Annotated in this window: 13 protein-coding genes and 3 pseudogenes; 9 read left to right on the top strand and 7 right to left on the bottom strand. The window is 67.3% G+C overall.

Going from position 1 to position 21,006, the window contains the following annotated elements:
• Positions 1 to 556 precede the first annotated feature (556 nt).
• The 3 genes from ACZ404_RS30210 (at position 557) to ACZ404_RS30200 (ending at position 3,306) form a co-directional block, all read left to right on the top strand.
• On the top strand, positions 557 to 1,570 hold the full coding sequence (locus ACZ404_RS30210) for a hypothetical protein (protein ID WP_468445311.1): 1,014 nt from the start codon (positions 557 to 559) through the stop codon (positions 1,568 to 1,570).
• 482 nt (positions 1,571 to 2,052) lie between these two features.
• Positions 2,053 to 2,295 (top strand): DUF3761 domain-containing protein, encoded by a 243-nt coding sequence (locus tag ACZ404_RS30205; protein ID WP_468445308.1) that lies wholly within the window; start codon positions 2,053 to 2,055, stop codon positions 2,293 to 2,295.
• 489 nt (positions 2,296 to 2,784) lie between these two features.
• Positions 2,785 to 3,306 carry a hypothetical protein gene (locus ACZ404_RS30200; RefSeq protein ID WP_468445306.1) on the top strand — a complete coding sequence of 174 codons (522 nt, stop codon included), beginning with the start codon at positions 2,785 to 2,787 and terminating at the stop codon, positions 3,304 to 3,306.
• Positions 3,307 to 3,411: 105 nt separating this feature from the next.
• Here ACZ404_RS30200 and ACZ404_RS30195 read toward each other — a convergent pair whose 3' ends face one another.
• Positions 3,412 to 3,876, bottom strand: a complete 465-nt coding sequence (locus ACZ404_RS30195) for a DUF6000 family protein (protein ID WP_468445304.1) — start codon at positions 3,874 to 3,876, stop codon at positions 3,412 to 3,414.
• On the opposite strand from ACZ404_RS30195, the gene ACZ404_RS30190 reads away from it, so the two are divergent.
• The 4 genes and pseudogenes from ACZ404_RS30190 (at position 3,772) to ACZ404_RS30175 (ending at position 5,738) form a co-directional block, all read left to right on the top strand.
• Complete coding sequence (locus ACZ404_RS30190; RefSeq protein ID WP_468445448.1) at positions 3,772 to 4,137, top strand: hypothetical protein; 366 nt, start codon at positions 3,772 to 3,774, stop codon at positions 4,135 to 4,137. The two genes, ACZ404_RS30195 and ACZ404_RS30190, sit on opposite strands and share 105 nt — an antisense overlap.
• Positions 4,138 to 4,207: 70 nt before the next feature.
• Positions 4,208 to 4,315, top strand: a pseudogene (locus tag ACZ404_RS30185) (helix-turn-helix domain-containing protein); the annotation flags it as partial.
• 11 nt (positions 4,316 to 4,326) lie between these two features.
• Positions 4,327 to 4,986, top strand: a pseudogene (locus tag ACZ404_RS30180) (Type 1 glutamine amidotransferase-like domain-containing protein); the annotation flags it as partial.
• 383 nt (positions 4,987 to 5,369) lie between these two features.
• Entirely contained in the window at positions 5,370 to 5,738 is a 369-nt protein-coding gene (locus ACZ404_RS30175) for a hypothetical protein (protein ID WP_468445302.1), read from the top strand.
• Between the two features lie 1,837 nt (positions 5,739 to 7,575).
• On the opposite strand, the gene ACZ404_RS30170 is transcribed toward ACZ404_RS30175, so the two are convergent.
• On the bottom strand, positions 7,576 to 7,935 hold the full coding sequence (locus ACZ404_RS30170) for a hypothetical protein (RefSeq protein WP_468445300.1): 360 nt from the start codon (positions 7,933 to 7,935) through the stop codon (positions 7,576 to 7,578).
• 1,121 nt (positions 7,936 to 9,056) lie between these two features.
• On the opposite strand from ACZ404_RS30170, the gene ACZ404_RS30165 reads away from it, so the two are divergent.
• Entirely contained in the window at positions 9,057 to 10,889 is a 1,833-nt protein-coding gene (locus ACZ404_RS30165) for a SpoIIE family protein phosphatase (RefSeq protein ID WP_468445440.1), read from the top strand.
• 36 nt (positions 10,890 to 10,925) lie between these two features.
• On the opposite strand, the gene ACZ404_RS30160 is transcribed toward ACZ404_RS30165, so the two are convergent.
• The 3 genes and pseudogenes from ACZ404_RS30160 to ACZ404_RS30150 all read right to left on the bottom strand — a co-directional run.
• The gene (locus ACZ404_RS30160; RefSeq protein ID WP_468445298.1) at positions 10,926 to 11,123 is read right to left on the bottom strand and encodes a hypothetical protein; all 198 of its coding nucleotides are present in this window, start codon (positions 11,121 to 11,123) and stop codon (positions 10,926 to 10,928) included.
• A gap of 125 nt (positions 11,124 to 11,248) precedes the next feature.
• A complete protein-coding gene (locus tag ACZ404_RS30155; RefSeq protein WP_468445296.1) occupies positions 11,249 to 11,422 on the bottom strand; it encodes a hypothetical protein in 174 nt (57 codons plus the stop codon).
• 150 nt (positions 11,423 to 11,572) lie between these two features.
• Positions 11,573 to 11,785, bottom strand: a pseudogene (locus ACZ404_RS30150) (NrdR family transcriptional regulator); the annotation flags it as partial.
• Between the two features lie 384 nt (positions 11,786 to 12,169).
• Here ACZ404_RS30150 and ACZ404_RS30145 point away from each other — a divergent pair.
• Positions 12,170 to 12,526, top strand: a complete 357-nt coding sequence (locus ACZ404_RS30145) for a hypothetical protein (protein ID WP_468445294.1) — start codon at positions 12,170 to 12,172, stop codon at positions 12,524 to 12,526.
• 62 nt (positions 12,527 to 12,588) lie between these two features.
• On the opposite strand, the gene ACZ404_RS30140 is transcribed toward ACZ404_RS30145, so the two are convergent.
• The gene (locus ACZ404_RS30140; protein ID WP_468445292.1) at positions 12,589 to 13,047 is read right to left on the bottom strand and encodes an SMI1/KNR4 family protein; all 459 of its coding nucleotides are present in this window, start codon (positions 13,045 to 13,047) and stop codon (positions 12,589 to 12,591) included.
• A 15-nt stretch (positions 13,048 to 13,062) separates the two neighbouring features.
• Entirely contained in the window at positions 13,063 to 20,238 is a 7,176-nt protein-coding gene (locus ACZ404_RS30135) for a polymorphic toxin-type HINT domain-containing protein (protein ID WP_468445290.1), read from the bottom strand.
• Positions 20,239 to 21,006 lie beyond the last annotated feature (768 nt).

Here is a 21,006-nt window from a genome sequence, read left to right as displayed (position 1 = left end):
GAGGAGCGCCCATCCGTGGCGGCAGGCCCGCGGGCCTGCGCGGGCAGCTCTCTCGCCCGTGCTGTCAGCTCTTCGGCGGGGTGTACCAGGGCGCCAGGCGCAGTAGGAGGTCGAGGGTGGTGCGGGCGGCGGTGCGGGTGGGTGACGGTGGGGGCGAAGGCCGCGGCGAGGGCGAGCGATGGCGGTGACAGCGCCCAGCACGACCGCGAGGATGACCAGGAGGCGCACCAGGTGGCCGGGGTGGTGGAGGCCGGCCGTGATGGCGCCGGTCAGGAGCACGGTGGTGAGGGTGGTGGCCGCCTGGGTGCGGACGCGGGAACGGGGGCGAGGGGTCATGGCCGGGCTGGTTCCTTGGAGTTGACGGGCTGCCGGTGCTGTTGGAGACCAGTGAGCCAGAGACGGAACCCCGCGAAAAAGGGCACTTCTCGGGGTTCTAATGGCGGGCATGACACGAGGAGCTGCGAGCCCGGCGGATCAACGGGTCATCCGTGCACTTGCCGCGCGGGACCTGACGGTGACGGCAAGCCAGTTGGAGAGCTAGCGGCGGACGGGGCTGGTGCCTCGGCATCGGCGCCGGGGGCTCGGGCGGGGCCTCGGATCGGTCGTCGACGCGGTCGATCCGCTGGTGGTGGAGAGCGCCGCGGCGCTGGCCCGGCATCTACGGCAGGGACGTGACCGGCGGCTGGCCGTGCTGGAGTGGTTCGCCGAGGCCGGCACGCCACCGGCGGCGCCAGGGGCGGTCCCGGTACCGGAGCCGCCGATGTCCGCCGTACGCGAGGCCCTGGTGTGGGCGCTGCACCGCTCGGCGTCGCAGCGGCTGGTGGAGTTCGCGCGCAGCGCGGCCGGGGCGGACGAGGAAGGCCAGGACGCGCTGTACGCGGCCGCCGGCCGGCTCATGGGGCCATACCGCGGAGCGGCGAACCCCGCCCTGGTGCGCGCGGCGCTCGAAACCGGCGAAGACGTGCCCGCCGAGGCACAGGGGCCGGATGCCAGGAGCATGGTGCATGTAGCCGCCGCGATCGGCCTGGGAGCCCAGGAGGTCGGGGCGGACGCGCTGGCAGAAGCGTTCGCCGCCTCCGGGATGTTCGGGCTGACGGCCGAGGACTGGGCGCAGATGCTGAGCGCGGTCGAGCGTGGCGAGGTGCCCGAGGTGGACTGGGGGCTGCTCCAGCAGAACGCGGACATGGTGGCTCGAGTGCAGCGGGCAAGTGACGAGGAGCTGGTGCGCGCACGAGAGGTGCTGGTCGGTCTGCGTATGTTCTACGCGCTGTATGTGATGCACGGACTGCTCCTGCCGGACACCCCGGCACAAGCCGCGCTGCGGCAGCGGATCGACGAGTGGGGCATGTTCCCGTTCCTGGACCACGTCATCGCCATCAACCCCTCCCCCAGGCAGCTCGCCGAGTCGCTCACGGTCTGCCTCGAGCCGTTCTTCGACAACCTGTACGAGGCGCTCATGGACCAGCTCGCGAAGGACCCGGACATCTTCAACATCCCCGGCGACGAGACGGAAGCCGTCGGCTTCGGACAGCAGTGGATGCGCGCCATGGACGCGCCATGGAGAAGCTGACGAACGGGCGGCGCAGGGTGGACGAAGATCTGGACGAGCACCCCGGCGGCCCCGGTGAGTGAACGAACCGCGTAAGGGCTGAGCCTGAACGCCGGGCGAGACGTGGCGCAGCCGAACACGGAGCGTGATGGCGGCGGCAGGGCGGCGTTCAGGCGTGGCCAGACGCCGGCCCCAGTCCCATCCCGCAGCCGTCGCCAGGCCGTCACCCCGGAGCAGACCACAGTGTTCGTGAGGACGTCACCCCAGACGACACCGGTCCGCAGCACGAACAGGGCAGTTCGGCCGCGCGGTGGCGCCGCTCGGGAGCGAGCGGCAGCAGTGAAGCTGCCCGCTCCCACAAGTCGTCAAGAGCAAGATCAGCGCGCTCCGCGTAGTTGTGCCCAAACGCCCTCATAGGCGGGTGAAAGGCGGATAGAGTCCCCCTGCATTTGCTCGACTTCAAGGGGGGATCCCTTTTGCGTGCTCGTCTTGCCGCCTCAGCCATGGCCATCGCCGTCGCGGGCGTCTTCTTCAGCGCACCGGCCGCGTCCGCAGCGACGCTGCCGTCGACCAACACCGCTCACCACTGCGTCCATCACACCACCGGGGTGTGCGGATGGACGCATAACAAGAAGCCCGCGAACAAGTACGAGACCGCGACGTGCAAGGACGCCTCGCTGTCGTACTCGCGGCACTCCCAGGGCACCTGCTCCCGCCACCACGGCGTCCGCTACTGGTTCAAGTAACCCGCCACAGCACCCAGGGGTCACCCAGGGCAAGCCTGCTCCAGATGCCGGAGCAGGCTCCCCTGGGTGCGTGACCCGGTCACAGGAGGCCGAGGCAGGGTTGCGCACGGCCGCTCACACACCCAAGGCCTACGCCGGCACCGGCATCCAAGCCGTCCACCCCAACCAGTAACCACCAGCCACCCCGTCGGCAGCAGGCCGTCACACAACGGATGCCGGACGCTCTCCGCCGACGGCTCCGCCCAGCCTCCTGCAGACCACGCCCTCGGTCGCCGGAAACGAGTCCGGGTTCCGCGGCGGGGGTGAGTTGTATGTCTGCCGCCTGCTTGTCGCGGGCGAAGGGCGGATGCTTCAGTAAGCCATTCATGGGGAGGGGTACGTGCTCTTCAAGTGCTGGGGGCGGAGGACGGGCAGTACAGCAAACGCTGGCGCAAGCGGCGGGCTTGCTTGCTGGAGCCAGTGTCCTGACCGGCTGATGATTACCTGACGTTGTACCGGTTGTGGTTCTGCGACGGCGACGGATCGGTCGACGAGCTGGGACTGGTCAAGATCGGCTACGCGGACCTCGTACGCAAGAGAAGACCGCTGCAGGAGGGCGAGTTCCATCGGCTGGACGGAGTGGATGGGCGGCTGTACTGGTTCTCGGTCGGACAGGACGCCATCTACTACGAGAACATCAGCATGCTCCGCGAGCCGCTGCGGACGGAGATCCTTGAGGGGTTGTGCGACATCGCGCTCAGCCCTGCTGCTTTCGCCGAGGCCTTGCTCTGGGACGTGACGCAGACCTCGCTGTTGCGCAGCATCGAGCCGCAGACGATCGAGGGGCAGTTTCGGCGCATCGCCCGGGGCGGGCCCTGGCTGACGGCGTACGACTTCGACTACGTGCGCCCGGGCGCCGGGAAGCCGGTACGTCTGTCGTTCTCGGTCACGCCGCGTGCATGGCCGCCGACGAACATCCATGTGCTGATCGGCCGCAACGGCGTGGGCAAGACCACGTTTGCGGCAGCCTAGAGCCCGCCACCGACACAAGCGGCCTCACCGCTCAGCTACCGCCATCAGAGTCGCCGCGTCAAGGACGACGAGCCAGAGCCTTCGACGCGAACTAGACCAATGGGGTCAGGTGTCGGCGCATTCGTCGATGACGGCGCAGGCGAGGCGAATGCCGCCGAGGTGGGTGGAGATGGCGTCATCGCCGTGCATGTGGAGCGCGTCCTGGAACCACTGCGGCCACAGGCCGCCCTCCTGGAGGAAGTGGCTGGCCCGGTCGCTGTGCAGGACGGAGTCGGTGTATGCCAGGGCACCCATGGCTGTCGGCTGGTCGTAGGCGAGGTCGGGCCGATGCAGGTAGCGATCCAGGTAAGCGGCGAGCAGGTCGGCGTCCGTGCGGTGCCGAAACTCGCCAGCGCCACGCAGTAGGCCCCAACCCACAGGGGCCGCGGTCAGGTCATCGTTAGGATGCGCGGGCGGGGTTGTGCTGTGACCATCCGGGACGACTCCGACCGCTCCGGCCTCCCCCAATTGACCGGCGAGTCCACACCCGAGCAGAGAGCAGAGGTCATCTGGGGGCCGTACCAGTTCCATCCCCGGGTCGAAGACACCGATGAGCTCGGCCGTGCGGTGTCCGCCTTCTCCCTCCTGCCCGGCGACCGTCAACGGCTCGCCGTCGTACAGTCCCCGCGGCCCTCCTGGTATCAGGACGCGGACGCAGAGCAACGCTGGCGAGACGAGTTCCGCACCGAGCCGATCCGGCTCTGGGCGCATTGCACCGCCTCCGGGCACAAGCCCTGGAACCTCAGTTTCGGAGTACCCCAGGACGGCAGTTGGGCCGTGGGAGGCACCTGAAGTACCGCAGAACCCTCACGGCAGGGAGCCGGGTCCTGGTGCCGCCTGGAACGGGCCGGCTTGTGAGGTCATCGATGACGACGAGGGGCGGCGGTTGTTGCAGATCGTTCGCCCGGGCACCGGATCCGTGGTGACCTGGTGGCGGGCACAGATGGTGCTGCCCTCCGCGCAGGGTTTGGGAAGGACCTGATGAAGCTTCTGCTCACCGACTCCGGGATCAAGAACGCGAGCATCCACGATGCGCTGGTCGACCTTCTGGGAAAGCCGATCGCCGAGTCCAGCGCCTTGTGCATCCCCACCGCCGGGTACGGTGCCCCCGACGCCGATCCGGGCGGCCCATGGCGCTTCATCAGTGGACGATCCCCCAGCCCCATGACCGAGCTGGGGTGGAAGTCGGTGGGCGTGCTGGAACTCACCGCACTGCCCAGCATCGACACCGCGCGCTGGGTGTCCTGGGTGCGGGAAGCCGACGTCCTGCTGGTCAACGGCGGCGACGCACTGTACCTGTGCCACTGGATGCGGGAGTCCGGGCTGACTGACCTCCTGCCCTCGCTGTCCGACACGGTCTACGTGGGACTCAGCGCCGGGAGCATGGTGATGACCCCCCGCGTCGGGGAGGACTTCGTGGGCTGGAGACCGCCCGCCGGCGGCGACAGCGCGCTGGGCGTGGTCGATTTTTCGATCTTTCCGCACCTGGATCATCCGGCGTGTCCGGAGAACACCATGGCCGCCGCGCAACGATGGGCGGCCCAGGTCGCGGGTCCGGCCTATGCGATCGACGAACAGACCGCCATCAAGGTGGCCGACGGAGCCGTCGAAGTGATCTCCGAAGGCCGCTGGAAGGCCTTCGGAGAGACGAGGTCACCGCTTCAGCAGGCACCACATCGAACTCGCAGCAGGAATGGCCATGTCCGCAGAGCACTTTGCTCCCGTCGCCGTGCCGGCCGCGCGGCAGCGCCGGCCGCGGCGGTCGTTGGTCCGTCACGGCCAGGCTTCGTGCGCCGACTACGGCTGCACCCGCGCCGAGTGCCGCCAGGCAAGCCTTGCGCACCCGCCGCCAGCGCGATGAGGACCGCGCGCGTGGGCTGTCCGCCCGTGTCCCGCCGCATGCCGCCGCACAGTTGGCTGTCCGGCTGCGCGAGTGGGGCATGTCCGCGCAGGACATCGCCGACCGGGCCGGCCTCTCCTTGACCCTGGTCCGCCGCGTGCTCCGGACCTCCATGCAAAACACCATGGCCCGGGACATTGCCCGTACTTCCGCCGACGCCATCCTCGGCATCCTGCTTCCCGCACGCCGCAGCCCGGGCGCTCCTTGCCTGACCGACTCCGCGGAGGCAGCCCGCCTGCTGGCCGACCTGGCTCGTGCCGGATGGCCCGCCACCACACTCGTCCTGCGCCTGGACATCAACCCCCGCACCGTCGCTGAAGTCCGCGACAAGCGCCCCCGCCTCCACCTCGACCTGTCCCTGCGGATACGCCGCCTCCACCGCGACCTGATAAGCCTCGATTTCGCCCGCTACGGCATCCACCACACCGACAGCGCCCGCACCCGCGCCGCAGCCGCCCGACGCACCGCGGTGACGACCGTCTGCTTCGAGTAGCTCCCACACTGCTCAGTGGTGGTCAGCAGATCGGGCTCCAGGCGCCCCCTCACGTGGGTTGCCGGGCGAGGTGCTGCGTCAGCAGCTTGATCGCCGGCTGGTGATCGTACTTCTCGGCCATGCCCATAGGGTGTCCCCGGCCGGATCGGGCAGCCGGGGGTCGGCGCCGAAAGCGAGCAGGATTGCGGTGGTGTGCACGGTCAGCGGCTGCCCGCTTTGCAGGGCGCCGTCTCCCTCGACGTCGAGCGCGTGAGTGAGAAGCGTCTACGCGCCGAGGACTTCGCCGGAGTCCAGGTGTGGTCCACCCGGTCATCCAAGCGCACGCCGCCGGCCGGACAACCAGGCGGCTTCCGCAGGGCCGCCGGTGCCTTTCGGAACGCCGTGCCGCGGTAGCGGCAGCTGTCCTGTGCCCGTCGAGCGGGTTCAGCGTTGCCGGCCCGAGCTTCCGCGCTGGGGGCGCTGCGCGGCCCGTCGGGAGCGCCGGGCGGGCGCGGCCGGGCGGTCGTCGGGTCCGGCGGCGGGCGAGGAGAAGCCACCGGGAACGCCCGGCCGGGCGGCCGGTACTGACGCGGGGGGCTGTGCGCTTGGCCGCCCTGGCCTGGCCGCGCGGGCGACGACGGTGGTGTGCGTAAGCAGCGGGGCGCAGGCCGCGCAAACTTCTTCGATGTTCCAGACGCGGCCCACGGTGGGGTCGTGCCGCAGGATGAGGGCCATGGCGCCGGCGCAGTGCGTCGGGGTGTCCGGGTGGGCCTCGCAGCCTGTGGAGCCACAGCGGCACCAAGCGTGGGGGCGGGGGCTGGCGGCCTTCGCATGGGCGGCGGCGTGCTGGGAGGCGAACCTGCGCAAGGCCGCCAGGTCCTTAAACCTGGCAGGCATCTTGCAGGCCGTGTTGCTGCAGGAGACGGTCGCGGAGCGGTCGGCGTAGCCGGTGAGCCGGACCGTCCAGGCCCGCCCCGGGACGCGCTCGGTGGAGGTTTCGGTGTGCGCGGTCGTCACGATCTTGCGTTCTAGTTGTGTTGGTGTCGGTCCACTATGGGCTATCCGCTTCCGGGGTGGACAGTAGGCCGGTGCCCGGTCTGGGAACGGCATTTGCGCGTTGCTGCGGCGGTGATGCCGGCCTTCCTCGGCTTGCGTGCCAGGTGCTCCATCTCCGGAAGAGTCCCTTCGTACTCACCGGTCACCACGCGATGGGCCACGGCCTTAGCAGTCGTCAGGTCGATGCCGCACTCAGCCCGCAGCACCCGCATCATCGCAACAACCTTGGCCGACGGACCGCTCACGTGCAGCCGCGCGGGTCCGTGCTCGGAGAGCATCTGGTCCCGCCGCTCGCCCGGCACCGTGCCACCGCACACCGCTGCCGCACCTCCACAGCCGGAACACGATGACTCGACGTCCCACCGCAAGCGGCCGCCGGCGAGAGCCTGCGTCCCCCGACACTCCAACTGCGCACCGCAGTCCGGACACACACCGACGTACGAGACGGATTCGGAAACCACCTGCTCCATGCCCACCCCCACCTCAGGCGAGATTAAGCGATGGGCTCAGCGCGCGGGCGGCTTCTGGCCGGGCCGGGGGTAGGTGGGTCGAGGACGTCGTGGCTCGCTGGGCGGCGTCCTGGGGAATGTCGGGTGCCTCGGCCTGGGCAAGAATCAGCGAAGCAACGGCCCAGGCGGGGGTGCCGCTGGTGCGACACGGCCTTCCTCTTGCCGGGCCGCGTCCGGCCCTGCTCGCACAACGCCGAGCGCTCGCGGGCGGACTGCTCCTCGAGCATGCGGTCGCATTCGGACCTGGCCCTCGCTCAGGAGCCGCAACCGAGCTGGTTGGGGCCCCCGGATCTTCAGCGGACTTTCTCGAACCGGTCGACCGGCTCGGCCGCGAATGTGCCATCGAAGAGTCGAACGTCTGTCAGTTCGAACCGCTCTCGCCGACCTTTGACCGGCCAGACCAGAACGGCCCCGGCAGGCCGGGTGCTCATCACCTGTATCGGCGTTCCCTCCCCAGCCTCCGTGCCCAGCAGCGTGTAGCGGCGGACCGTCTGGTATTCCGTATCCGGCTCTGGCCTCGCACGCGGCTTAGGCATCGCAGCAGCCTCCCGGCTGCCACACCAGCGGCCGATGCCCCACGCCAGGGCACTGATTACTCCAGCCGAGCCCAGCGCGCCGAGGAGCTCTGGGAGAGCTTCGACGAGGATGTTCATGGACGGTGTCTCCTCATGTTCAGTCCGCAAGCGTTCCCGCTGAAAGCCGGCGGCTAGCGGATTCGAGGATCTACCTGCGAGGAGGCGTCGTGTGCCGGTTGGATGTTGTTCGGCCGACAACGCTGGGTTGTCCGCGATAACTCTGGTCTGAGGGGGTCTTCGGTGTGACTGGGAGGAAGCGACCGGGGCGACCATGGAGTCCCCCTAAGGGGCCCTGCCAGGAGATCAACGACATAGTCGACATCGTTCGCAGCTGGCTGGACGAGGCTGCCATCACCGTCAGGGGGTTGCACGCGACGCTGACGCCGGACCACTTCGCCGACAAGACGGTGCCTGATGAGCGGAAGCTACGCGAACGTCTTGCTGGCGTTGGCCTGACGTGGGATACAGTCGAGGCGGTCGCGGACATTTGTTTCCCAGACGAGTCTCAGACCTCGACGGGCCAGCGCCTGGAGACACTGCGGGCCCTTTGGAGGGCCGCAGAGGAGCGCCCGACGATCATCAGCGCCGATGGCGAACCTGCCGTGCCTGCACGCGAGCTTCTCCAAGCCCAGGAACGGGCGATTGGCGCGCTTGAAGAACTCAACCGTGTCCGCAAGGCCTACGAAGCAAGCGAACGAGCCCGCAACCAGTCACTGCAGGTGGCCACCGTGCTGTTCGCGCTACTCGGGCAGGCCCAGGCGCAGGTCGGCGAGCTTTCCCGCCATCTTGAGTCGCTCCAGGTAACTCCTGATGCCTTGAGCCGGGAGATCGACTCCACTCACACGCGGCTGATGCGCGCCACGACGCAGCGGGATGACCTGCGGCTACAGCTCGCGCGCGCGGAAGCCGAACGGGAGCGTGCCCAGGCTTTGGCTGACCTGGCGGCCCGCCGTATCCAGTACTTGGAGTCCGAAGTCCGCGGCCTCCGTGACCTGAACCCCGCAGGTGGGGACAGCGGATCGCGCGCCATCACGCTGCCTCAGCAGATCCCCTTCCATGCCGATGCGGACAGCAAGCTCGACCAGGTGGATGCCACCCTTCAGAAGGCGCGGGAGGTCCTCGACCGCGAACACGAAGCTGTTGAGGAGATCGCCAGCGAACTCGGTGCCGAGTACCCCCAACCGGTGGACGTCGGGCCCATGCCTCCACACGCCGTACTCATGAGCGACCCTGCAGATGTCGAGGCTTCTTCCGAGGGAGAGTTGTTCGGAACAACTCCGAACAACAGCCACTACCCCGGGGCCGAGGTGGTTCTTCGTCATGGCGATCGGATGCGGTTCGTTGGCGCAGCAGCCCGCCGAATTGCACGAGGCATGGACCTGGACGAGATTGTGCTCGCTCTGTGCCGGGCCACGGTGCCTGCGTTCGCGGACTTGATCCTGATCTACCTGCGTGACCCTCTGCCTATCGGAGACGAACGTCCAGCCGGGCCGCTTCGTTTGAGGCTGCGACGCGTCGATCGACTGCCCAGCGAGCCAACCGTCTTCGGGGGGGGCCTGCCGAATCCCGGCGCTGTCGAATTCGCTCATGACCTTGTCACGCCAGCGGCAATGTCCGCCGTGCGCTCCGACGGCGCTCTTTTGCAGGTGCTTCGGGGGGTACGCCCGGTCTTCGGTGACCCTGCGACTCGCGATGCGCTGTGCGAGCTGCTCGGCGACGATTTCGACGTGCCTCATGGCTCGCGGGTCATCCTGGCACCGCTCCGGGGGCGACGCAGAGTTGTCGGCGCTGCCGTCTTCCTGCGCCGCGCTGAGCGGGCCGCTTTCGAGCCGGAGGATCTGCAGGTTGGTGCCCAGCTGGCCACTCAGACTGCCTTAGGTATCGACAAAGCCGTGCTCTACGGACGCGAAGCCTATATCGCAGATGAGCTGCAGCGCAGCATGCTGCCCGAGACCCTGCCCAGTCCGCCCGGTATCCGATTGGCGTCCCGGTACCTTCCGGCCGCCGACACCGCGCGTGTCGGCGGCGACTGGTACGACGCCATCCCCCTGCCCGGCAGCCGGGTCGCACTCGTCGTCGGAGACGTCATGGGCCACTCCATGACCTCGGCGGCGATCATGGGCCAGCTGCGCACGACCGCCCAGACCCTGGCCGGGCTCGACCTGCCCCCGCAGGAGGTGCTGCACCACCTCGACGAACAGGCGCAGCGCCTAGGCACCGACCGCATCGCGACCTGCCTGTACGCCGTCTACGACCCGGTCACCCACCGCATCACCATGGCCAGCGCTGGCCACCCGCCACCCGTACTGCTGCATCTGGGCGGCCGAGCCGAGGTGATGCGGGTGCCACCCGGCGCCCCCATCGGCGTCGGCGGGGTGGACTTCGAAGCCGTGGAACTCGGCGCACCGGCGGGCTCGACACTGGTGCTCTACACGGACGGCCTGGTCGAGTCACGACTCAAGGACGTCTGGACGGGCATCGAGCAGCTCCGGGAGCGAGTAACCGAAACCGCGCGGCTCACGGGGCGCGAACACTCGCCTCCGCTGGAGGCCCTGTGCGACGAGGTCTTGAACATGCTTGGTCCGGGCGACCGGGATGACGACATCGCGCTGCTCGCCGCCCGCTTTGAGGGCCTCACTGCAAGTGATGTGGCCCAGTGGTCCATCGGCAACACACGCACAGCACCGCGCGAGGGGCGGCAGCTCACCCGTCAAGCAGTTGATCAGTGGGGCCTCGAGCACATGTCGGACATCGTCGAGCTGCTGGTCAGCGAGCTCGTAACCAACGCTGTCAACGCAACACCGACAATCGTCGAGCCGATCGAGGTGCGCTTGCTGCGCACGCACGTGTTGCGCTGCGAAGTACAGGACAGATCAACCGACATGCCACGCCGACTTCAGGTGCGGAGCATGGGAGAAGGCGGTCGCGGCCTGCACGTCGTCAACCAACTGGCCGACCGATGGGGGGTCAGCCGTCTGGTCGGCGGCAAGGTCGTCTGGTTCGAAATTCGACTCGACGGATCACCGGGTTGACCGGACGCCGGGACGCGCCTTCGTTGGCCGATTCGACTACACATGCCAGAGGTGGACCCGGCCGAGCCGAAGGTAGTCGATGCCTTTCGCCGGCGCTGGCCTGGTGGGGGTGATCTCGATGACCAGGGTGCGGGTGTGCGGCTTGGTCTCCAGCAGGTAAGTGCCGAGATTGTGCAGGCGCAGCCCGGCCGGCGTCGGGGTCAGCGGCGCGCAGTACAGCGCAGCGAGAAGCAACCCGGAGGAGGCGTATAGCTGGCCGCTGGCCCAGATGGCGTCCCAAGCCCTGCGCGCAAGGGGGGGCCTACCCCGGTGGTTCGGCCGGGCCGGCGCGCGCCCTACTCTCGGCCGGGTGCATCAGTTCACCGGGCCAGGATGACGCCGATCAGAGTGCCCATGACCATCACCGCGCGGAATGCGGCGGCAAGCGGGTGCCGCCAGGACGGATGACGGTGCACCAGGTAGGCAGCTCCGCTGGCGAGCAGTACCACGACGACGACTAGGAGCAGCAGTACGAGCAGAACAAGCATGGACATGCGAATCTCTCCTTGGAGCAGCGCGCGGTGGGTCGCGTGCGGGAAGGGCGGTGGAGCGCGAAGGCTGGACCACAGCCTCGGACAGAGGCACCTGTTTGACGGACGCCACTGCAGGGCCTCGAAGTCCTCGAGCGAGTCGAACGCCCGTTAGGAGGAGGCGAATCGCAGATAGGCGACGAGGTCTAGCTCCTGCAACGGGCCGAGTATGGCCAGACCCACGTCGTGGGTGGTCAGCTCGGCGCTTCCGGTGGCCCCCACCGCTTCCTCGAGGCACTGGCGGCGCCTGCGGATGGAGGTGCCGTCGTCGGTCGTACGACTGTCGACCACACGGCTGTCGGGGTGCCTGCAGAAGGGGCAGTGCAAGAACCGCAAGCCTCCTCAACGTGTGTTTGGCGCACGAGAGCAACTACCGGCGCAGCGTCGAAAACAGCGAAGGCGGACGTGACGCTGCCCCAGGAGGCGACTGCCTTGATGCCTTAGCGGAACCAACCCGTGCATTCGAAGGTCTCCAGAGCTCACAGCACTGACCGGCACGGTGCTTCTTCTCACTCTTGCGCAACGCTGCGAGGTCATGACCGGGGCCGCCTTCTGCACCTGCCGGTCCCTGTGAGATAGGGCGCACGACAGTGCTCAGGAGCCGGCCCTTCCCCGGCCCTGTCTGCGAGCGGAACGCGATGTCGTTGGCCGTCCTCGCTCCTGCTCCGCCCGGCAGGTATCCATTCCCTGTCTGCTGGCCAGAGTGTCCGGGTGATCGGAGCCGAGGACTCGATGGCGCTCCGCCAGGACGCGTTCATGCCTGTCCACCGCTGCAGAATGATCGCCTGGTACGTCGAGGCCGGGCTTCCGGCCGGGCCCGGCGAGGTGGTGGTGCCGGAACCGCCGTGGCCGGTGGTGCAGGAGGCCGATGCTGCGGGCGGCGGCGAGGAAGCGCAGGACGCCTTCTGCGCGAGGCCGGGCGGGTGGTGGGGCGGGGTCCGGGCGGGCTGCCCCACCCGGACGACATGCGGCAGGTTGTCGAAAATCCCGGGGCCGGGTGGGAGCCGTGCCCTCGACCGGACCGACGACGGCCCTGACGACTCACCCGTAGCAGGTGTCGTCCGCTGATGTCACACAACATAAGTGGCCCCCGTCCAGTCCGACGGGGGCCACTTGCGGCACCTGGTGAGTTATCTCCCTACACGAAGTCCCTCACGCGCCAGGAAATCGAGGAAATTTTCGGCCTCGAACTGAACTCGCCCATCCTCGTGATCCCAGAAACTGACCTGGTCCGCACAGCGGCCCGAAATCACCGAGAACCCCCACCAGTCTCCTGTGCCGACCGGGGCAACAGCGACGAAGTCGACGCCGACAAACTCCTGAAGGTTCACGGTCAGCAAATCGTCTTCCTGACCGGCGGATCCAGTGATCGGCAGCAAGTCAAGGAAGAGGAACATCCCTCCGCCGTGCCGCTTCATGAATTCCTTGTAAGCATCAGGGAGCTGTACATGGAGAGCGTCTTCAGCTGCACGGAGGTCATCTTCGGAAGCCGTTCGACCCTCGAAGACTTCAAAGCCTTCGGGACTTCTCAGAGCGGCACGTTTGGCGCGAGTAGCAGCCAAGTGGGTCTCAAACTCTTCAAACTCCACAATCCCACCTAATGATCATCCGGGCCAGTTGTCGAACCACTGGTCGGGGCTATAAGTACCCCACCCCTGTTCTTGCGAGCGATACCACCAGTGCAACCGAGTATCTTCATTTCGCATGTCCTTCGTGACGCCTTGATTAGATTTGTTTCGATGAAGGTCCGTTCCAGCGCCTCGGTGGACTTTCTCATCAAGTTCATGAATTGCCGACCCGGGCATTTGGTCAGCATGGTGGAGCTCGATCCGGTCTCCAAGCTGCTTGGGCCGAAGTCCAAGCAATCCTCGAAAGATGTCAGACTTAGTCCAAGGCCCAGAATTCCGGATTGCCGCGTCCGCAGGGCCCGCACCCGTGCCTGGTCCACAATTGTGCACCAGGACCGGTGTGGCGCCTGCCATCACATAGTACGTGTGGAGGTCGTCGACGGTGAGGTTGTACATGTCGCGGTCGCCGGTGCGGGCGATGACGGCAGCGACTCGGACGTGATGATCGCTTGCGGTGTTGAGGGAATGGCCGGTGCGCAGCTTGAGGGCTGGGACCCAGGTGTGGAGGGTGTCGTCCCAGAAGGGGTGCTTGGCAGTGGTGTGAAGTGTGTCGGTGCTTCCGTCGACCTGTTGGATCCGAAGGTCGATGAGGTCGTAGTCGTGGTTGATGTGAGTGGCAGTGACCTTGCGGGCGCCGTGGTGCTTGCCGTTGCTGGGGTCGGCGGCCTCGACCTTGTCTCCCGTTTTGATTTTGCCGATGGGTTTGGTCTTGCCGTGGGCCATGAGGACTGGGGTGGACGAGGTGAAGCTGAGCTTGCACCCCAATGCCAGCGCTCCGCCTTCGCCTTCAGCGCCGCGACCTCGCGTCGCCAAGAGCAAAGTGAGGTCGAATGCCAGCTTTCCGCTGCCTTGGGCGCTCCTGCCGTTTGAGTAGTCGCCGTATATCTCGGCTCCGCGCGCGGCAGCCCCCTCAGCCGCCCCCTTACCTGTGACCTGGTCGTACATGTACCAGAGCACGTCATCGCAACCGTCGCCTTGGGAGGCGCATTGCGCTTCTGTGACGGCTAGTTGGTAGCCGCTTTGGAAGTAACCGATTACGAACTGCTTCCCCTCGCCGCCCATGGTGCTCACGGCATCACCGAGCCAGTCGAAAACTCCTCCGCCGCCCGATCCGGATCCGGATCCGGTCCCACCACTGTCACTCTTGGTCAAGCCGGGATTGGACCCGTTGCATTCATCCCAGCCGCCGGTGCACTCACCGTTGCTGTCGGGATACACGCTTGTGTCCCAGGTGATGAGGCCGGTCGGGTCGGAGAAGTTGATGGGGTCGTTTCGGCTGTAGCTGTAGGCGGACAGGTTTTGGGGGTCGTATGAGGTGCTGAGGGGGTCGGTGCTGAGGAAGCGGCCGAGGTGGGGGTCGTAGGGCCGGGCGCCGAGGAGGGACAGGCCTGTGCCGGTGTCCTCGACTTTTCCGAGGAAGCCGTTGTTGGTTCCGGCGGGCAGGGTGCCGCTGCGTTCGTCGCCGAAGGGGGTGTAGCGGCGACGGTTTGAAGCGCCTGTCGTGGCGTCGACGGCGATCTGTGTGGAGGCCTGGCCATCGGCCATCAGGTAGGTGAGCTTGCCGCCGGCGGTGGTGTTGCCGGTGGTGGTGCGCATCGCTACGGCGGAGGTTCCGCTCGTGTAGTAGCGGGTGGCCGTGACCTTTTTGCCGTCGGTGCGCAGTTCCATGCCGCCGAGGTAGGCGACTGTTTCCTGCGGGGTGGTGCGGAGGAGGAGGGTGCCGTCGGCGTCGTAGGCGTAGCGGGTGAGCTTGCTGCCGCTTGAGTCGGTAGTTGTGGTGGTGGCGAGCCGGCCGAGTTTGGTCCAGGTGTAGTCAGAGGTCTTGGCGGGTTCGACGTGCCGGGTCATCTGTCCGGCGTCGTCGTAGGTGAAGGTCTCGGTGCCGGTGGTGGTGCCTGCGGTGATGGTGTTGATCTTCCGCACGCCGTGCGGCCAGTCGGCGTTGGCGGTGGTCCAGGTGCCGGCGTCGTCGTAGCCGGGGTAGAGGTAGTCGCGGGTGGTTGCCTTGCCGGTTGAGTCGGTGTCGGTGGTCGACTGCAGGTTGCCGAGACGGTCGTAGGTGTAGGCCGTCTGGTAGGGGGCCTCGCCTGCGAAGTCGGAGATGTTGGCCCAGGTGCAGGGGTTCGCGGTGGTGCGTGTGTAGGCGCGGGTCAGGCGGCCTTGGTCGTCGTACTCGAAGCACTGCGATTGGGCCGTCTGGCCGGTTGCCTGCTCCCGTATCTCCGTGATCTTGCCGTCGTCGTTGTGGGAGTAGGTGTCTTTCTGGGCCTCGGCGGTGTACTGGCCGACGGTGGTCGTGGTCGAGATGCCGGTCAGCCAGCGGGTGCCGTTGGTGTAGTCGTAGGTGTAGGTGCGCTGTGCGGAGATCCCGTTCCATTGGGGGTCGGGACCGCCGTAGTAGCGGCCGGTGAGCATGCTGTAGGCGTCGTAGGTGGTGTTCTTGACGTAGGTCTGGGTGTTGGAGGCCAGGCTGTTTGGCTGGCCGTAGGCGTTGTAGGTGGTGGTGACGGTTTCCGGGTCGAGCACGCCGGCCGGCGGGTAGCTGACGGAGGTGGTGTGGTCGGCGGCGTCGTAGGTGTACTTGGTGGTGTAGTCGTTGGCTAGGCCCGTGATGCCGGCGGGGATGCTGACGGTGGTGCTGAGCGGGCGGCCGCGGCTGTCGTAGGCGTCGGTGGTGACGGTGTAGGTGTTGCCGTCGTCGTCATGGCTGGTCGTGGCCGTGACGTGGCCCTTGCCGCCAGCCACTCCCAGGCCGTCCCACATCCATGCGGCTACTTCGGTTGAGCCGCTGCGGATGGCCGTCTTGCGGCCCAGGGGGTCGTACGCGTAGGTGAGGACCGTCTTGGCCCAGCCCGTGGTCGGGGAGATGTTGGTGCTGACCGTGCTGATGCGACCGTTGCTGTCGTACGTGGTCTTGGAGACGCCGGCGTCTGGGTCGTCGACTTGGGTTCGGTTGCCGGCCCAGTCGTAGGTGTAGAGGGTGTTGTTGCCGCGCGGATCGGTGATCTTTTGCAGCTGGCCCTTCGCCGTGTACGAGTATTGGGTGGTGTAGGTGGAGCTGCCGTTGTGTTCGACGACCTTCGACGTCTGCCCGTAGACGTCGGTGTAGGTGTCGGTGGGAGCGGCGACGGCCGGGGTGACGGTGGCGTGGTCTCCGTAGTAGGAGGTCAGTACCTTGCCTTCGGCTACGCCGCGGGTGTTGGTTCCGTCTCCGACGAGTATCTGCGTCTGGGTGGTTCGGCCGGCCCAGTCCAGGGTCCGGTCGGTGTAGGAGGGCAGGTCCTCGACCGTGGGGCTGACCGGGCCGCCCGAGCCTGCGGTTCCTTCGCTGCGGAAGACCGCGGAGGTGCCCGTGACGTTGCCGGCGGAGTCGTAGCGGGTCACCGCGACCTGCCGGTTGGGAACCTCATCTCCCGTGGAGTTGGTTCCATCGGGCAGCGGAGTCTGTGTTTCCCTGGTTCGTCCGAGGCCGTCGGCATAGGCGTAGGAGGACAGGTAGGTGGTGCCGGACTGCAGCGTGGAGGTGCTCACGCGGGGATAGCCGTCGACGGAGTCTGGTACGCCGCCGATGGTGGAGGTGGGGATGCTGTAGCTGTACTTCAGCGAGGGTGAGTCCCCGGTCTCGGTGGGCTTCCACACTTCGGTGGTGCGGCCTGCGGCGTCCAGGGAGATCTTAGTGATGTTCCCGTTGACGTCCTTGGTCTGTGTGGGCACGCCCCAGAACCGGGACAACCAGACCGTGGTCGTGAGCGGGCCACGCCCGCCGGCGAGTCCGTCGGGGTCGGGTGTGGTGGTGGTGACGCCGTTCAGCGGCCAGGTGTTGTCCGGGTCGTAGGTTGTGGTCGTGCGGTGGTTGTCCGCGTCCTCGGCCCAGATGACCCGGCCTGCATGGTCGTATCCGGTCTTCACCGTCTGGTAGTTGGTGGAGGTGGTGTAGGTGCGCACTTCCGTTGGGTTGCCGTCGACGGGCTTGTTGCCGTCCACGGAGGTGGCGTTGTCGTACAGGGTGACGATGTAGCCGTCCTGGTTGGACGCGGCGCGGTCGGTGCAGCCGGTGGTGTAGTGGCGGGTTTCGTCGACCACGACCGTCCAGCGCTGAATGCTGGTGCCCTCGTAGAGGTCGGTGTTGTAGGCGCGGCCCAGTGTGGTGCAGCGGTTGTCGGCGACGCCCTTCTCGCCCTGGTCGTCAGTGCGCAGCGGCAGGCCGTAGACGGTGGAGGTGGAGCTGGTGTCGTCGTACTCGTTCTGGACGATGTGGGTGCGCCAGCCCGAGGGGATCTTGGTCTCGGTGGTGGTCTGGTCTTCCCTCACGAAGCGGGCGTCGGGCAGGCCGTCGTACTGGGCGGTGTTGTGGGTCCAGTAGTGGTGGAAGACGTGTTCGTGGGAGTTGCCGGCCTCGTCGCGTCTGGAGGTCTCGATGCTGCGGCCCTGCAGCCAGGGCGAGTCGGTGTAGGAGGTGCCTTCGCCGTCGGTGACCGTGACGGAGCGGGTGGCAGAGGGGTCGGTCTTGGAGGTGCGGTCGCCGTCCAGGCCGCGGTAGAGCCAGTGGAAGGTGGAGTGCTTCACCGCGCCGGTGCCGCTGGTGACCTCCACGCGCTGGTAGCCGCGCCAGTCCGACCAGGATTCGTCGTCGTCCTTGACGAGGGGGTCGTTGGTGAAGCGCCAGCCGGCTCCGCCCTGGTAGTCGTAGCTGGTGGTCATCTCCGGGGCGCCGTCCTGGTTACTGGTGACCGTCGGGTCGACGGTCACCTTGGTGACCAGGAACTTTTTGAACCAGCCGGACGTGGGGTCGGTGGCGCCCTCAGGCTGCCACTTCTGCCAAAAACAGTCCTGGGTGTTGGAGGACTGGGTGGGCGGATTGTCGGCGCTGCAGGGGTCGGGTTGGCCGTAGGTGACGGTGGTGGTGGCGCCGAGGTCGCCGTGGATGGTGCTGATCCGACGGAAGTTCAGCTCCGTGGAGCCGACCTTGTTGTCCAGGTCGATGCCGTTGAAGTTGATGACCGGAAGGACGATGTCCGTGCCGGACCCGTACGTCTTGCGCTGCACGTAGTCCAGCCACAGGGTCTTTCCGATCGACCCGTCCGGGTTCGGCAGACCGTGCTTGGTCTGGTACTGCTGCACCAGGTTCCAGCCGTCGGCACTGGTGTTCAACACATAGGTCTTGATGTCCCACAGCATGTCCTTGCTGAAGAACGTGGGGTAGTACGTCTTGCCCGCGCAGTAGTAGTCCGCCGACGTACCGTCGCACATCAAGTCGACCGGCACGTCCGGATAGGAACTCGGGCTGGAGGAGATCGACGGGCACGGGGCCGGCTCATCCCGCAGCGGGTCCGTTTCGCTCATGCGCTCCACGCAGCGGCCCACGTGGCTCAGTTCGACCTTGCCGGTCGGCTTGGAGTTGGCAATCTGGGTCGGCCAGCCGTACTCGATGGAGGTGAGGTAGCCGCTCGCGGTGTACTTGCGGGCCTTGTCGGTGTTGGCTACCGACCGGTAGTAGTTGTACTCCTTGTCGTAGAAGTACGTGGACTCCACCTCGTTGGCGTCCACCACACGGTCGAGGTTCCACCGCCAGGCCTGCGTGCAGGGCTCGGGGAACTGGTCGTGGCACGGCTCACCGGAATCGTTGCCGACAACGGGTTCAGTGAACACCGAGGACGTCGCATCCCCGGTGCGTTCGGAGCGCCCCCAGCCGAAGTAATAGCGGTGCCCGTCCTGCTGGGAGATCACCCAGTACTCGTCGTCCGCACCGTGGCCGCCGGTCAGGTGCTGCACCCGCCAGCCCGGGTCGTCCTGCACGTGATACGAGCCGGTCCCGTTGTTGTCCTGCACCAGGGTCGAGGTCACCCCGTTCAGGCTGATGACGTAGACCGCGCCGTCCGGCTCCTTGCTGGAGTTCGGCGAATCCCAGCACATGTCACCGATGCTCGGCAGCCCGTCGTCGGTGCAGTTGCGGTAGCGGCGCTCGATGTAGCCGACTTCCAGGTCCCAGCCCATCCCAACCCAGGACGCCTGGTTGTTCGTCGCCGAGGTGCGCCCGTCGACCGACTGCGAGTTGTACGACAGAGCCAGCGAAGGCGCCGACCCCATCGCCGGAGCCGGCAGACTGATCGGAAGATTATAGGTGAAGGCGCCCGAACCAGTCGCCACATCCCACGACCCGGTCGCCGCGAGTGTGGAAGCCCGGTAGTCGCCCTTGTCGGAGGAGGAGCCGGTGCTCAGTGTGTACACCGAGCTGGAACCGCTGGTCAGCTGGGTGGACACCCCGTCGCTGTCCGGCTCCGCCTCCACCGTCGCCGTCAGCGTGCTCTGGTCCGTGTCGTTGTCCGTGGGAACGAACTCACGGTCGGTGCATCCCTCGGCGTCGGGCGTCTGCAGCGCGCATGCCGGTAGCTTCACCAACCGGAGCCGGGAGGCGAAGTCACCGCCGTAGGCGTACTTGAAGCCGGAGTAGTCGATGGCCACCTGGACCTGGCCAGGGGTGGTCGCACTGTCGGTCCTAAGGATCTGCAATCCCATGGCGAGACCGCCGGCGGGAGCGACGTCCTGCCGGTCCAGGACCCGGACGTCGACCTGGTCGGGCGACACTGTCGCGTTCTGGTCGGCCGGCGGAGCCGACGCGGATTCTGTCGGCTCAGCAGAGGCGCTTGTCTCGGCGCTGGCGGAGGCGGAGGGGGTTGTCTGCACATCCGTTGAGGCTGCCGAGGGTGAGGGAGTCTGTGACGGCGTCTCCTCCCCGGCGAGAGCCGTGCGGGACAGTTGGGGGGCCGTGCCGGTGTCTTCACTGACCGGGGCGACCTGGATCACGTCGGCGACCTCAGTCGTGTCACTGCTGGCCGAAGCAGAGGGCTCGGCTGTCACCGTCCCGGGCTGGCCAGGGGCCGCCTGCGACAGATCCACCTTCACCTCAGCCGCCTGCGGCCAGCTGGGCTGCGGCAGCGCCTTACCGGCCTCCTCCGCCTGCTGCGCCGGCACCGTTCCCAACGACTGCGACGGCACCACCGGTGTCGAGTCCTCCCCCGCAGCAACCGCCTGCTGCGGCGCCACCACCGACACGGTCGACAGCAGGCCCGCCAGCACAGCACCCGCCACACCGACGGAAAGCATGCGCGCACGCCGAGAAGCCATCAGCCCCCCTCCCCACAGCCAGTCCACGCATCCCTCGACCCTGAACCAGCCACCCGAAAAGCAACAAAGACACGTCAACTGGACCGAACTGCTTGGTCGTAAGCTCAAACCAGTCAGGCGGCTGAAAGTTGATCAATGAAGCGAGACTGTAGACGCCATGAAGAAGTTGTGAACAGGGCCAATACGGAACGGTTCCCTCGACAACGAGTGACCTTGATCACAAACAGCGGACTGGCTAGTGCCGTGGCCGTCACCCGCCGGCATCAGCCGACCGCGACGCTGCGACCACCGAGCACTCATCCAGACCCTGCGGGGGATGCGCCCCGCGGCCAGGCGCGGCGGCCCGGCCGGGCGGGGCGGGCTGTGGTGCTAGGAAGGCGGCCCATTGGGCGAAGGCCTGGGCGCTGACCACCTGCCAGTACACCGTCGGCGTGGACCAGCCACTCCCCCGGCCGGACTGCAGGTGCCCGGCCGCGCTGTGGGTCAAGGGCGGGCGCCGTGCCGTGGCGTCTTGCTCATACGGCTCAAGGGGCCGGTCGTCAGGGAGCAGGGACGTCAAACTTGAAAGTGGTTCCTCCTGGTACACGCAGCGGCTTGTCCGCGGGGCCCATACGGAGCGGGATGATCTCCTCGCAATGTTCGTGGTGGTCGAGGGCGGTGTGCCTGCAGGCGGGTGGCAGCGCGGTTTCATCGACGATGGGCTCGGCATCCGAGCACACGCCAACCCCTTTCCGTCGCCGAAGACCTCAAGGCCGGAGCCGGTGCCCGGATCTCCCAGGCCCATCACCAGGGGTA

This window comes from Streptomyces sp. NPDC030798, from assembly GCF_055572275.1.
This window is presented reverse-complemented; position numbering and strand designations above follow the sequence as displayed.